General features: G+C 68.4%; 13 protein-coding genes. 5 read left to right on the forward strand and 8 right to left on the reverse strand.

Features of this window, described 5'->3' with window-relative positions; genetic code table 11:
- Nucleotides 1-113: 113 nt before the first annotated feature.
- The gene (locus MHN80_RS12155; protein WP_004022099.1) at nt 114-869 is read right to left on the reverse strand and encodes a hypothetical protein; all 756 of its coding nucleotides are present in this window, start codon (nt 867-869) and stop codon (nt 114-116) included.
- Between the two features lie 404 nt (nt 870-1,273).
- Here MHN80_RS12155 and acs point away from each other — a divergent pair, with 404 nt between their 5' ends.
- The 3 genes from acs (at nt 1,274) to MHN80_RS12170 (ending at nt 4,967) form a co-directional block, all read left to right on the forward strand.
- The gene (gene acs, locus MHN80_RS12160; RefSeq protein ID WP_239401940.1) at nt 1,274-3,214 is read left to right on the forward strand and encodes an acetate--CoA ligase; all 1,941 of its coding nucleotides are present in this window, start codon (nt 1,274-1,276) and stop codon (nt 3,212-3,214) included.
- A 178-nt stretch (nt 3,215-3,392) separates the two neighbouring features.
- Nucleotides 3,393-3,899 carry a phage holin family protein gene (locus MHN80_RS12165; RefSeq protein WP_004022097.1) on the forward strand — a complete coding sequence of 169 codons (507 nt, stop codon included), beginning with the start codon at nt 3,393-3,395 and terminating at the stop codon, nt 3,897-3,899.
- Between the two features lie 3 nt (nt 3,900-3,902).
- Nucleotides 3,903-4,967, forward strand: a complete 1,065-nt coding sequence (locus tag MHN80_RS12170; RefSeq protein ID WP_004022096.1) for an alpha/beta fold hydrolase — start codon at nt 3,903-3,905, stop codon at nt 4,965-4,967.
- Here MHN80_RS12170 and MHN80_RS12175 read toward each other — a convergent pair.
- The 4 genes from MHN80_RS12175 to nth are packed head-to-tail and all read right to left on the reverse strand — an operon-like array spanning nt 4,882 to nt 8,409.
- A complete protein-coding gene (locus tag MHN80_RS12175) occupies nt 4,882-6,075 on the reverse strand; it encodes a MarP family serine protease (RefSeq protein WP_004022095.1) in 1,194 nt (397 codons plus the stop codon). The two genes, MHN80_RS12170 and MHN80_RS12175, sit on opposite strands and share 86 nt — an antisense overlap.
- A complete protein-coding gene (locus MHN80_RS12180) occupies nt 6,072-6,908 on the reverse strand; it encodes a CoA pyrophosphatase (RefSeq protein WP_004022094.1) in 837 nt (278 codons plus the stop codon). Before MHN80_RS12180 ends, MHN80_RS12175 begins: the two co-directional genes overlap by 4 nt.
- Nucleotides 6,905-7,636: a TlpA disulfide reductase family protein gene (locus tag MHN80_RS12185; RefSeq protein ID WP_239401942.1), complete on the reverse strand. Its 732-nt coding sequence runs from the start codon at nt 7,634-7,636 to the stop codon at nt 6,905-6,907. Before MHN80_RS12185 ends, MHN80_RS12180 begins: the two co-directional genes overlap by 4 nt.
- Entirely contained in the window at nt 7,633-8,409 is a 777-nt protein-coding gene (gene nth / locus MHN80_RS12190) for an endonuclease III (protein WP_239401944.1), read from the reverse strand. Before nth ends, MHN80_RS12185 begins: the two co-directional genes overlap by 4 nt.
- Nucleotides 8,410-8,656: 247 nt before the next feature.
- Here nth and MHN80_RS12195 point away from each other — a divergent pair, with 247 nt between their 5' ends.
- A complete protein-coding gene (locus MHN80_RS12195; RefSeq protein WP_004022090.1) occupies nt 8,657-8,920 on the forward strand; it encodes a hypothetical protein in 264 nt (87 codons plus the stop codon).
- Nucleotides 8,921-9,101: 181 nt separating this feature from the next.
- A complete protein-coding gene (locus MHN80_RS12200) occupies nt 9,102-9,776 on the forward strand; it encodes a Crp/Fnr family transcriptional regulator (protein ID WP_004022089.1) in 675 nt (224 codons plus the stop codon).
- A gap of 138 nt (nt 9,777-9,914) precedes the next feature.
- Here MHN80_RS12200 and MHN80_RS12205 read toward each other — a convergent pair whose 3' ends face one another.
- The 3 genes from MHN80_RS12205 to MHN80_RS12215 form a co-directional block, all read right to left on the reverse strand.
- Complete coding sequence (locus MHN80_RS12205; RefSeq protein WP_239401946.1) at nt 9,915-10,736, reverse strand: MBL fold metallo-hydrolase; 822 nt, start codon at nt 10,734-10,736, stop codon at nt 9,915-9,917.
- Between the two features lie 78 nt (nt 10,737-10,814).
- On the reverse strand, nt 10,815-11,957 hold the full coding sequence (locus MHN80_RS12210; RefSeq protein WP_239401948.1) for a flotillin family protein: 1,143 nt from the start codon (nt 11,955-11,957) through the stop codon (nt 10,815-10,817).
- A 77-nt stretch (nt 11,958-12,034) separates the two neighbouring features.
- Nucleotides 12,035-12,271, reverse strand: a complete 237-nt coding sequence (locus MHN80_RS12215; RefSeq protein WP_004022086.1) for a hypothetical protein — start codon at nt 12,269-12,271, stop codon at nt 12,035-12,037.
- Nucleotides 12,272-12,295 lie beyond the last annotated feature (24 nt).

Consider the following 12,295-nt stretch of genomic DNA (forward strand, 5'->3'; position numbering starts at 1 on the left):
CACAGCCCACCAAGCACGCTTGGTAACTTGGGTCCGTGCTACGCGGGCGGCAACCGCGTCGTTTACGACGCCGGCGGCCGCCCGCAGTGCTGTCCGGGGCCGACCCCGGGACGCTAGCCCGCCCGCGCCGCGTCGGCGATCGATTTCGCCTCCGCCGCACCGGCTTCCAGGGCCTCGCAGCAGAAGACGATCCAGTCCCGCAGGCCCGATTCGGTACCCGCCCCGAAGTTCGCAGCCAAGGTGCGGTACTCGCCGACCCGTTTGAACCAGGTCACCTCCGGCACGCCGAGACAGTGCGGGTCCAGACCGGTCGCAGCACTGACGAGGCGGGACGCGGCTCGGGCCACGACGCCGTTGGCGGTCGGGAAGGCATCCACGGCGAGCAACTCGCCGTGGACCACCGCGACGAGCACCGGCGCCGGGACCGACGTAGCACCGGTTGTCAACTGCCCCAACAGGTTGAGACGTTCACCCGCATCCGTCCCACTTCGTGGCCGTCCCAGCTCCTCGGGGTCACCGACGAGGTCCGCCGCGGCCAGGGTGTGCAGCCGCGCCAGAGCCTGCGCAGGCGCCCGCCGGATCACGGCGGTCAGCGTGACGAGGGAGTCGCCGTCGAGCGCCTGCGACACCCGCATCGCGCCCGCCAGGATCGGATCGTCGAAGTCGCCGTCGCGCCGGAGTTCGACGCTTCCACCGTCGATCGCGGCCGAGGACCGACCCGCGCGCCACGAGGCCTCGGTGGCCGTCTTGTCCCATCCTCGCAGGTTGGCGGGGTGCCGGTGGACCGCAGACAGGGCATCGCGCGCGCGGTCGGCAGCGTCGGCGACGCCGGGGAGTTCCAGCAGGGGCAGCAGCGGGTCGGTGGTCACGAACCGACGATAGTTGCGTCGTCGACACCCCGGCCAGGACGCCCCGGGGTCGGACGATCGGATGGACACCCCCCCGCATCGAGAGTTACACCTTTCGGCGAATTGGAAACTCCGACGATCCATTGTTAGTCGTCGTTACAGGAAATCCGTGTAGTCAATTGTTTGCGGGATATGTCAGAACTCTGATTGAAACGTCGGCGCGGGTCGTCGTACTGCACCCCGGATGGGCGTACGACCGTTCGTCGTCGCTCACCTGCCGTTCATCGCGTATCGGTCGCGTTCGCATACGGGGCGGTTCCTGGCTCGACTCCTACGTGACTACGCTCACACTGTTTCCCCGTACTGACGTCGGGTCACCTTACTGTTGAGTGACCGCCGTCGACAGCGAAAGGCCCTTGTCACCGATGTCCTCCACCGTCCAGGCATTCCCACCCTCCGACGAGTTCGCCGCCCAGGCCAACGGCACCGCCGAGATGTACGACCATGCCGATGCCGATCGCCTCGAGTTCTGGGCCGAGCAGGCCCGGCGGCTGGAGTGGGCCACCGATTTCACCACCACCCTCGACTGGTCCGACGCACCCTTCGCCAAGTGGTTCGTCGGCGGCAAGCTGAACGTGGCCGTCAACTGCGTGGACCGCCACGTCGCCGCAGGAAAGGGCGACCGGGTCGCCATCCACTGGGTCGGCGAACCCGGCGACACCCGTGATCTCACCTACAGCCAGTTGCTCGCCGAGGTCAGCAAGGCGGCCAACTACTTCGCCTCCATCGGACTGGTCGCCGGCGACCGCGTCGCCATCTACATGCCGATGGTCCCCGAGGCCCTGATCTCGATGCTCGCCTGCGCCCGCCTCGGCCTCACCCACTCCGTGGTCTTCGCCGGCTTCTCCTCCGGCGCACTGCGCTCACGCGTCGACGACGCCGAGGCCAAACTCGTCATCACCACCGACGGCCAGTACCGCCGTGGCCAGCCGGCACCGCTGAAGACCCAGGTCGACGAGGCGCTCGGCACCGGCGACGACGCCGCGAAATCGGTCGAGAAGGTCCTGGTCGTGCGTCGCACCAACCACGACCCCGACCTGAACTGGGTCGAAGGCCGCGACGTGTGGTGGGAAGACACCGTCGACGAGCAGTCCGACACCCACGAGGCCGAGGCGTTCGACGCCGAGCACCCGCTGTTCCTGCTCTACACCTCGGGGACCACCGGCAAGCCCAAGGGGATCGTCCACTCCTCGGGCGGCTACCTCACCCAGGTCAGCTACTCGTTCCACTACGTGTTCGACCACAAGGAAGGCCGCGACGTCTTCTGGTGCGGTGCCGACATCGGCTGGGTGACCGGCCACTCCTACCTCGTGTACGGCCCGCTCTCCAACGGCGCGACCGAAGTCGTCTACGAGGGAACCCCCAACTCCCCCAACGAGCACCGCCACTTCGAGATCATCGAGAAGTACGGCGTCACCATCTACTACATCGCGCCGACGCTGATCCGCACCTTCATGAAGTGGGGCCGCGAGATCCCCGACGCCCACGACCTGTCCACCATCCGGCTGCTCGGCAGCGTCGGCGAACCGATCAACCCCGAGGCCTGGAAGTGGTACCGCGAGGTCATCGGCGGAAACTCCGCGCCCATCGTCGACACCTGGTGGCAGACCGAGACCGGCGCCATCATGATCTCGCCGCTGCCCGGCGTCACCGCGACCAAGCCGGGATCGGCGATGAAGCCCCTGCCCGGCATCAGCGCCAACATCGTCGACGACCAGGGCAACCCCGTCGGTGCGGGCGAGCAGGGCTACCTCGTGCTCGACCAGCCGTGGCCGTCGATGCTGCGCGGCATCTGGGGCGACGACGAGCGATTCCGCGAAACCTACTGGTCCCGCTTCGCCGAGCAGGGCTGGTACTTCGCCGGTGACGGCGCCCGCTACGACGAGGACCACGCCCTCTGGGTCCTCGGACGTGTCGACGACGTCATGAACGTCTCCGGCCACCGCATCTCGACCGCCGAGGTCGAGTCCGCCCTCGTCGGCCATTCCGGTGTCGCCGAAGCCGCGGTCATCGGCGCCGCCGACGAGACCACCGGCCAGGGCATCGTCGCCTTCGTCATCCTGCGCGAGGGCGTGGAGAACACCGGTGATCAGCTGATCGCCGAACTGCGCCAGCAGGTGTCGGTGGAGATCTCGCCGATCGCCAAACCCCGCGAGATCAACGTCGTGCCCGAACTGCCCAAGACACGGTCGGGCAAGATCATGCGTCGCCTGCTCAAGGACGTCGCCGAAGGACGCGAATTGGGCGACACCTCGACGCTCGTCGACCCGTCGGTGTTCGAGGCGATCCGCGCGAAGAAGGCCTGATCGGGCCCGGACGACCGCTCCCCCGCGAGCACTACTGTGTCGATGCGCCGCCGGCGGACTCCCGCCGGTGGCGCATCGCACGTCCGGGGAACTCACCGACGCACCCGAGGGTGGGCCGCCACCTCAGCGGCACTCGCATGGCAACATAAGGCGCATCTGCCGAACAACGGAGGATTCTGTGAGCCCCAACGAGCACGGCCTGCCCGACGCGGGCCGGGACTCCGTCCCGTCGATCCCGCTCTCCGACGCGAACGCCGGCCACAACGGCGAGCCGACCATCGGAAGCCTGGTCAAGGACGCGACCACCAGTGTCTCCACCCTGTTCCGATCCGAGGTCGCGCTCGCCAAGGCAGAGCTCGTCACCGAGGCGAAGAAAGCCGGCACCGGCACCGGGCTGCTGATCGTCGCCGGCGTGATGGCGTTGTACTCCAGCTTCTTCTTCTTTTTCTTCCTGGCCGAGTTGCTCGACGAATGGGTCTGGCGCTGGCTGGCCTTCCTGATCGTGTTCCTCATCCTGGTCCTGGTGACCGTGGTCGCCGCGTTCGTCGGGTATCTGTTCTTCAAACGCGTGCGCGGCCCCAAGAAGACGATCGAGTCGGTCAACGAACTGCCGACCGTCCTGCCGAACCGTCATGCGACACACGAGACCACCCACCCGAGAATCCCGCCCGCCCGCGAAGGCTGATCCGTGAGCGAGGAGCCCGACCCCTCGAGCGTTCGTCTCCCGGGCGACTGGGAGCACTTCGACGTCCGCGCCAACGGAGTCCGGTTCCACGCCGTCCAGCCCGCGGGCGTCCCGGCAGGCGACCGTCCACTGGTGTTGTTACTGCACGGCTTCGGCGAGTTCTGGTGGAGTTGGCGGCATCAACTGACCGCACTCACCGACGCCGGATTCCGCGCCGTCGCCGTCGACCTGCGCGGCTACGGCGACACCGACAAGCCGCCGCGCGGCTACGACGGCTGGACCCTGGCCGGCGACACCAACGGCCTCGTCCGCGCACTCGGGCACTCGCGCGCCACCCTCATCGGGCATTCCGACGGCGGACTGGTCTGTTGGGCGACCGCGACCCTCCACCCACGGGTCGTCGACCGGATCGTCGTCATCGCGTCCCCCCATCCGCGCGCCCTGCGCCGACGAGTACTGCGCGACAAGGCCCAACGGTCCCGGTTCCTGCCGCTGTTCCTGCGCAATCAGATCCCGCGTCTCGGCGAACGTCAGGTCACCCGCGACGACGCCGCCTTCGTCGCCGACTACTTCGCGGAACGGTCGTCGGCTCCCTGGCGGGCCGAGCCCGACTACGGGCACACCGTCGAGCTCAATCGTTCGGCCATGCTGATCCCCAACGTCGCGCACTGCAGCCTGGAGTACCGGCGCTGGGCGTTCCGTTCGCAATTCCGGCCCGACGGCGCCCGCTTCATGGAACTCATGGATCAGCGACTGCACCTGCCGGTGCTCGCCCTCCGCGGCCGCGACGACCCCTACATCCTCGACGACGCGATGGCCGACAGCCACCGGTGGGCTGCACACCAGCTGTACCGGCAGGTCGAGGGCAGCGGTCACTTCGTCCACCAGGAACAGCCGGCCGCGGTGACCGGGCACATCATCGAGTTCCTGCGCCACGAGCCCGAACCCACCGCGGACGGCACGCGCCGATCGGCGCGGAAGGTCAGGCGAGGACGCAGCGCTGTGTACTCACCCGCTCGCTTCGCCGCTCGGATTCGTCGAAGTCGGAGCGAACCTGACGGGCGGTGAGCACGAAACCGGTCTCGTCGGCCGCGTTCTCGGCCGCCCCGAACACCACACCGAGCACCTCGCCGTCCGAGTTGAGCAGCGGCCCACCCGAATTGCCCTGCCGGATCAGACCACGCACGGCATAGACCTCACGGGTCACCTGCCCGGTGCGGTAGATGTCGTCGCCGGTGTGGGCGAACACCGCGCGAACCCGCAGCGGACTCACGTAGAAGGGTCCGGCCTCGGGGAAACCGAGCGCGATCGCGTCGTCCCCGGTCGACGCGGGCCGTGAGGCGAACCGCAGGGCAGGCGCACGCAGACCCGGGACGTCGAGCACCGCGATGTCGTTCTCGCTGTCGAAGAGCACCACGCGCGCCGGGAGCTGCGCCCCGGTCGAGGTCTGCACCTCGAGCCGCTCGGTACCCGCGACCACGTGCGCGTTGGTCATGACCCGCTCGGGCGACACGACGAACCCACTCCCCTCGAGCGCCTGCCGGCAGCTCGGCGCGACGCCCTCGATCTTCACGACGCTGGGACGTGCCTGCGTCACCACCGGCAGTTCGGCCAGCGCCTGGTCCGGCGGGTCGACATTCGTCGACGGGGTGCTGACGAACGGGAGCTTCGGGAGCCCCGAACTGTCCAGAAGCGCCTTGAAGTCGTCGGGCAGGTCGTCGACCCACTGCGGCGACACCGCGTCGACGCCGGTCAGCACCTTGGAGTCACGCACCGCCCCCGCGATCGCCGGGTCCGCCGACTCCCGCAACGGGATGGCCAGCAGGCCTGCGGCCAGCAGCACGGCGACCACCTGCAGGAGCGAGCCGACACCACTGTCGACGGCACGCAGCCCGGGCGACCGGATACCACCGCGAGCCGCGCGGCCCAGAACCATGCCCGCGACCTCGCCGACGACGACGAGTACGACGAGCACCAGGATTCCGGCGAGCACCCGCACCTGCAGGTCGTCGAACCGTTCGATCAGGCGCGGCGCGAGCAGCAGACCGGCCACGGCGCCGAGCGCGACACCGATGAACGCCAGGGCGGATGCGACCGCACCCGATCGGTACCCGCTGGCCGCGGCGAGCAGCGCGATGCCGATCACGATGATGTCGACCCAGGTCGAGCCGGTCACCGGGGACCACCCGACTCGGCGTTGCGGGCATCGACGACGTCGCGGTCGTCCGGGTGGAGTTCGGCGAAACCGGATTCCTGACGGCTGCCGGCGAGTTCGATCATCTTCTCCAGCGAACGCACGTCGTTCTTGTCCCAGGGGCGGTCCCAGCCGGACACCTCGCTGATGGCGGCGACGAGCCCACCGGTGAAGCCCCACACGAGCAGCCGGTCGACGAAGAAGGCCGGCCCCTTGTAGACGATGCCGACCGCCTTGCGACGGACCTGGAATCGGTTGTCCGGGTCGAGCAACTCGCGCAGGTTGATGCGGTCCACCCGCGCGGTCTCGCCCTCGTCGACGACGCGCACTTCGCTCGGACGGTGCCAATAGCCGATCACCGGGACGACGTCGAACCCCGAGACCCCGACCGGAAAGCTGGGGAGGGTCGCGAGGATGCTGACCCCGGAGGCATCGAGGCCGGTCTCCTCGGCGGCCTCACGCAACGCGGTGCCCACCGGGAAGTCGTCGCCCGGATCGGCCGCACCGCCGGGGAACGCGACCTGCCCACTGTGTTGGCGCAGCGTCGGCGCACGCTCGGTCAGCAGGACCTCGGCGTCGGCGGGCACACCGCCGGGATGGTCGTCGGCCGACTCCCACGACCCGGAGAACAGGATCAGGACCGCCGCCGACCGCGACTTCGTCGGCAGCATCGACGCCCACCGCGACCGGTCGCCGCCACGATTGTCGACACTCCTGGTGACAGCGGTGACATCCTCGGTGAGAGCTCGTAGCCAGGGTGGGATCTCCGCACGCGGGACCAGCGGACCCGCGTCCGCGCGCGGCCGCCCGCTCATATCCGCACGCCCAGGTGCTCGGCCACCGAGTCGGCGATCTCCTCCGGGCTGTCGAAGACACCGGGATAGACCTCGGCCACCGTGCCGTCGGGCCTGAGGAAGACGGTCGACGGGAACACCCGCGGCGCGCCGATGGCCGCGGCGACCTTCCCGTCGAGGTCGAGCACGGACGGCAAACGGACTCCGATCTCGGTGAGCAGCGTCAGCGGGAAGAACGGATTGCTACCGCCCTCCTTGGCGTGCAGGGCCAGCACGGTGACCCGGTCCCCGGCGCGCGCGGCGAACTCTTCGAAGTAGGGCAACTCGGTCTTGCACGGACCGCACCACTGCGCCCACACGTTGATCACCAGCGGGCGGCCCGCAGTCGACGCACCGAGGTCGTACGGCGCGCCGGTGCCCAGACAGGGCTCGACGACACCCTCGAGGACGGAATCGGGTGACTCCGGCAGACCCGTGACCGGGCACTCAGGCAGTGCGGCGGCTTGGCGCGCCTCCGCCACCCGCGCCTCGTCGACCGGGGCGTCGATCGGGCGGGGTCCACTCGCCGACGACGGCGTGCCGGTCATCGGCGCCGGATCCTCCCCGCGCGGCCAGATCGCGACGATCAGGGCGATCATCACGATCACGAAGACGACGGTCCACCGCGCGACAGGGGGAAAACGCGAATCCCGCGACGACGGACCCGCTTCGGTCCCTGCGCTCTGGTCTGTGTCCGTGGTGTCGTTCACGGGGCGGCGATCCCGGCCAGCGCGAGGAGATGCTCGGTCTCCGGCCCCTTCACCAGAGCGGCGGCGTCGGCCTTGTCCATCGGACCGGTCCCCACCGACGGGCAGTCCTTGGCGAGGATGCACACGCCGCAGGCCGGTTTGCGCGCATGACACACCCGGCGGCCGTGGAAGATGATCCGGTGTGACAGGTCGGTCCACTCGCGCCGTTCGATCAGCTCGCCGATGGCGTGCTCGACCTTCACCGGATCGGTCTCCTCGGTCCACTGCCAGCGTCGGACCAGGCGGCCGAAGTGGGTGTCGACGGTGATCCCGGGAACCCCGAAGGCATTGCCCAGCACCACGTTCGCGGTCTTCCTCCCGAATCCGGGCAACGACACCAGGTCTTTCAGGTTGTTCGGCACCGCCCCGTCGAACCGCTCGACGAGGGCTTGGCCGAGTCCCATGATCGAGTTCGCCTTGTTCCGGTAGAACCCGGTCGGGCGGATCATCTCCTCGAGCTCGGTGCGGTCGGCGCCGGCGTAGTCCGCGGCCGTCCGGTACTTCGCGAACAACGCCGGGGTGGTCTGGTTCACGCGGACATCGGTGCACTGTGCAGACAGGATCGTCGCCACCGAGAGTTCGAGCGGATCGGTGAAGTCCAGCTCGCAGTACACGTGCGGGAAGGCGACCTTCAGGGTGCGGTTCATCCGTCGCGCGCGCCGGACCAATCCGAGATGGGTCTCCTGCTTACGTGCCGGGGCCGGGCCCGTGGCAGCGGTCTTGCGTGCGCTCACCTGATTCAGGTTAGCGATGTGCAGCGGCAATCCCGATTCCAGCGGCTCCAGGCACACCCCGGCCTGCCGACACCACGTCGGAATGCCCCACCGTTTGCGCAGTTCAACTTATATTTTCCGCCCTGCGCGAAGTCCTCCGGCCGGTCGCGGGGATCAGCTCACCCACAACCTACGGTCAGGTAACAAGTCAGTGACGGCGGCACTCCGGATGGGGATTCCGGCGGGTCCATTGTGTTTACTGGTCCCCATGCACGGTCTCGCGGCGCTGCTGTTCCCGGCTGTACTCATGCTCTTCGCCATGGGCATGGACAAGGTCCAGTCCCGGATCGACCGCACGGCGGTCTCCCGCGACGAGGTCGAGGACTTCCTCGACTCGGCCGACGCCCAGAACGTCCAGACCCTCGCCCGCGAGGGGATGCCGGCCGCACTCGACGAGCTCCGCGACCGACGCGTCACGCGTCACGAATCAGCCGTCGCCGACCACGCCGCGTCGCCGCAGCGGGCCAGCTGATCGGTCACCGCGAGTCCGCCTCCACCTCGCACCGGACGCCACGTCGACACCTCGACGACGGGACACACGCGCAATGAGCTTCCAGTGACCCATCCAACACATATGCTTGTGCGCGGGGTAGCGTATCCAAGGGCGCGATCTGACGCGTGGCTGTAGCAAAGATTCGAGAAAGGTTCCCTAGGTGGAAGAAGTACTGGCGCGGGCGGGCATATTCCAGGGCGTCGAGCCCTCCGCCGTCGCGGCGCTGACCAAGCAGCTTCAGCCCGTCGACTTCCCTCGCGGACATGTGATCTTCCACGAAGGCGAGCCCGGGGATCGGCTCTACATCATCATGTCCGGCAAGGTGAAGGTCGGCCGCCGCTCCCCTGACGGACGCGAGAACCTGCTGACGATCATGGGACCGTCCGACATGTTCGGCGAGCTCTCCATCTTCGACCCCGGCCCGCGTACCTCGTCCGCGACGACCGTCACCGAGGTGCGTGCGGTGTCGATGGACCGCGACGCGCTCAAGGCGTGGATCAAGGACCGCCCGGAGATCGCCGAGCAGCTGCTGCGCGTCCTGGCACGCCGCCTGCGCCGCACCAACAACAACCTCGCCGACCTCATCTTCACCGATGTCCCCGGTCGCGTCGCCAAGCAGCTCCTGCAGCTCGCACAGCGCTTCGGAACCCAGGAGGGCGGCGCCCTGCGCGTCACCCACGACCTGACCCAGGAAGAGATCGCCCAGCTCGTCGGGGCGTCGCGCGAGACCGTCAACAAGGCGCTCGCCGACTTCGCCCAGCGCGGATGGCTGCGCCTCGAGGGCAAGAGCGTCCTCATCGCCGACTCCGAGCGTCTCGCGCGCCGCGCGCGCTGACCCTTCGAGACGCTCGCTGCGCTCGCTCCTCAGGGAGCAGATGTAGGGCGCCGCGCTCGCTCCTCAGGGAACAAACAGCGAGGCACACCCACACGAAAGAAGGCCGCCGGCTCCACGAGCCGGCGGCCTTCGTCGTGGTCAGGCCTCGCGCAGGTACTCCAGCTGTGCCTTCACCGACATCCGGGCCGCGGGCCACAGCTTCTTGTCGACGTCGGCGTACACCTTGCGCACCACCTTCATCGGCTTCGCGTCCCGGGCCGAGACGCCCATCGTGTCGAGGGCGGCGACGATCTGGTCGATCCGCTCCTCGCGATGGGCTTTGTAGTACCGCGCGACGGGTCCGAGGTCGGGATGGTCCGGACCGTGCGCCGGGAGCAGCGCCGCCCCCTCCCCGTCGACGATGAGGCGGTTCAGCGAGTTCAGGTAATCGCGCAGCCCACCGTCGGCGGGATCGAGCACGGTCGTGCCACTCCCGAGGATCGTGTCACCGGTCAGGACCGCACGCTGCCCCTCGTGTTCGACGAGGAAGCTGACGGAGTCACCCGTGTGCCCGGGCGTGGACAACACCGTGATCCGCAGGCCCGCGGCCTCGATCACCTCACGGTCGCGCAGCGGTGTCCCGCCGCGACAGTACTTCTCGAGACGAGCGCGCACCGGAGCACCGGTGCGCTTGTGCAGACGCGACACCCCGCCGGTGTGATCGAAGTGCCGGTGGGTCACCAGCACCAGCGAGACCCCGGGCAGCTCGGCGAGGCGTCGGGCATGGTGCTTGTACTTCGGCGGCCCCGGGTCGACGACCACGCACTCGTCGCTTCCGGGCGCACGGAGCACATAGGTGTTCGTACCATCGAGTTCCATCATCCCGGAGTTGTCGCACAGCAAGACCGACGCGAAGGGGGTCACTTCGCGAAGCACCCCGTAGGCCGGGTGCGTCGGTGCGGCGTCATTCGGTGAGCTCATGGTCTCCGAGCCTATCGACTCGGCCCGGACGGCCGGGCGAAGCCCGACGATCCGACCACGCCGAGCCGAACGGCCCGATCAGTTCTCGCGGACCTGGGTGCCGTTCACGTGATGCTCGTCGGCGGATCCGTCGACCAACGTCGGCGCCACCTGATCCTGCAGACTCCGCAGGAGCGCGGCACCCTGGGTGATCACACCGGTCATGATCTCGTTGACCCCTTCGGCGCCGTTGTACACGGTGAGATTCGCGGTGCTGAGCCCCTTGGCGACCTCGCCGACGAGCGTGGGCAGGGCCTCGATGAGCTGCTGGTCGAGGGCGATCCGATTGTGCTGCGCGGCGGCCGCCGACTGGATCTCGACCGCCTTGGCCTCCGCCTCGGCGATGATCTGGCGGCGCAGCGCCTCGGCCTCGGCCGGTTTCACGACCTCCGAGATCAGTTCCTGCTCACGGAGTTCGGCCTGCGCCTGCGCGAGCACGGACTGTTCACGGATGACCTCCTGGTTGACGCGGGCTTGCGCGAGTGGACCGGCCTGGGCGGCTTCGGCATTGGCCTTGTCGGTCTCGGCCTTGATCGCGGCCCGCTTGATCGCCGTCTCCCGCTCGTAATCGGCCTGATTGCGCAGCGACTCCTGCTGCGCCTTGGCCGACTCCTGGTCTGCGCGAGCCCGTTCGACGGCGGCCTCGCGCTGCACCTTGGCGATGTTGGGAGCGGCCAGCGCATTGATGTAACCGGAGTCCATGTCGTCGATCGACTGGATCTGGAACGAGTCGACGACCAGGCCGATCGATCCCATCTCGCGCTTCGAGGCATCGAGCACCTGACGGGCCAGGGTGTCGCGTTCGCGGATGATCTGTTCGACGGTCATCGAGCCCACGATGGACCGCAGATGGCCCGAGAAGATCTGTCCGGTCAGCTGGTTCATCTCGTTCTCCTGCTCGGAGATGAACCGTTGTCCGGCATTCACGATCGACGCCACGTCGTTGCCGACCTTGTGGGCGATGACCGCCCGCACGTTCAGCTGGATGCCCTGCGTCGTCACGCACACCTCGCGAATCGTCGCCTCGTGCAATGCCATCGACAGGAAACGGACCTTCCGGAAGAAGGGCATGACCCATTTGCCGTGCCCCACCACCACGACGAACGGCGCGTTGTCGGCCTCGGATTTGGCGCCGGAGATCAGCATCGCCTCGTCGGGTTCGGGAACGTAGTAGCCGAGCATGGTCTCTCCTCGAGAGGCAGGCGGTAGGTGTCGACGTCAGATCCTGCCTCATCCGGGACGTTTCGACGATCGGTTGTTCACATGGTTCGGTCCGCCGTGCCCGGGACCGGCATCCACGGTTCGACGTCGACGATTCGGCCGGGCCGTTCGGCGATCACCAGTACGGGCGCGTCGAACCCGATCGGTTCGACGGCGCGTGCCAGGAACCTCTCGGTTCCGCCTGCCAACGGCAACTCGATCTCCCCGAGAACCTCACCGCCCGGTATCGACATCGTCACCGTTCCGGTACGCCCGACGAGTTGCGACGCTGTCATCCGACGGCCTCCCCTGTGTTCCCG

Origin of the sequence: Gordonia sp. McavH-238-E (assembly GCF_022348225.1) — a bacterium.
Taxonomy (GTDB): Bacteria; Actinomycetota; Actinomycetes; order Mycobacteriales; family Mycobacteriaceae; genus Gordonia; species Gordonia terrae.